Below are 1,507 nucleotides of genomic sequence, written 5' to 3'. Positions count from 1 at the left end.
GAGACCCCGCCTCCTCATCAACCGAACTCACCGAGCCCGGACCAACGTTGCTGGAGAGAGCGTTAAATAGGACTGCCGCCGTCTCGCGACGCCGAGGTGGCGGTTGCAGATGAGCAAACTGCCCAACTTGAGCTGCCCACATGTACTACCATGCAAGCTCCTAACAGGCTGCTAGCTAGGGGGAAATTCATTTTATGGTGACTCCTGAGGTTGCGGCTCTTGCTTCGACAGGTGCCACTACATTGGTCGGCCTGATGGTCACAGACGGCTGGACGCAAGCACGTGCACGCTTTACCCGTCTTCTCCAAAGGCGAGGGTCGGCGGTAGAGACAGAGTTGGAGACGACACGCAGTACCTTGCTTGCGATGTCAGCCGCTGACTCCGACAGGGCGCGAGCGGAGGCTGAGAATACTTGGGCGGAGCGACTTACGCTGCTACTGTCCAGCGACCCGGAAGCGGTTTCCGAATTGGCTGAAATACTCACTGAATACCCGCGTAGCACTCAGACTCATGCCGAAATCCACGGTGGGGTCTTTCATGGTCCCGTACAGATGGGCGGAACTCAGACTAACCACTTTGGGCGACAGGATTAGACGTGCGTCCCGATGAGCGCAGCAGTGCGGGTATCCATGACGGTCAATTTCACGCCCCTGTCCAAGTGGGCGGCAGTCAGTTCAATCTTTACAAATTCTCGGCCCGTCGCATCTCCATCCTGGTGGCTGGTCTTGCCATGCTGGGGTTCTTGGCGTGGTTAAGTTATCACTTGTACACGTCCAGTGAAAGTTATCACATGCGAGCGGAAGAGGAATTACTGCGCGACCTGAAGCCGGGCAAAACTTACAGCAAGATAGACCAAGAGCTCGGCTCTTCTGGACCTGATTATACTGTCACGCTCGATTCTGGGAACAAACTGCACCAGTACGAACGCAAGTGGGAAGTAATTCAAGTGCTCGAAGATAAGGGTGGGACAGCACTCTCCATTGGGGTCTACGCAGGGACCCAGAAATTCCACCCATCCTTAGAGATGGGAACATTTAGTGTTCGACTTAATGACACTACCGTCGATCGCGTACAAGAAAGGAGTGGCCTTCCTCCCGAAGCGGCCAACAAGTACTGCGCTGCACACAAAATTGGGTATCTTGAATCCTACACCCTACCGATTGCCGACGGTGGGGATATCGTTGTGGGCTCCTACGCCGATGGAAACCTGAGTACCGGTTCATCTGCGAGTATCTGTGACATTAAAGTAACAAAGAAAAGCTGCTACCCGCCACTCGATACCGACAAAGTATCCAAGGCTTATGCAGAGTGCATTGCGAAGTCCCGCAACGCTCAAGCGATTCGTAATAAGCTTCAGTTGACCTTCTTCATCGTGGCCGCTCCGGGGCGGGAGATTACCCGCGACATGCTGAAACCGCCCGATTTCCCCGGCTAGCCGTGAGAGCGTTTTAGATTCTCACAATCGGTCTCCTTCCTTCGGTAAGTGCACCCGATTCCAAGCAGCATG

1 protein-coding gene is annotated in these 1,507 nt (G+C 54.5%); it reads left to right on the top strand.

Annotated elements, in window-relative coordinates:
* Nucleotides 1–595: 595 nt before the first annotated feature.
* Entirely contained in the window at nt 596–1,435 is an 840-nt protein-coding gene (locus LG396_RS38720) for a hypothetical protein (RefSeq protein ID WP_225798298.1), read from the top strand.
* Nucleotides 1,436–1,507 lie beyond the last annotated feature (72 nt).

The sequence above is a fragment of the Streptomyces aculeolatus genome (assembly GCF_020400605.1).
Lineage (GTDB): Bacteria > Actinomycetota > Actinomycetes > Streptomycetales > Streptomycetaceae > Streptomyces > Streptomyces aculeolatus.
This window is presented reverse-complemented; position numbering and strand designations above follow the sequence as displayed.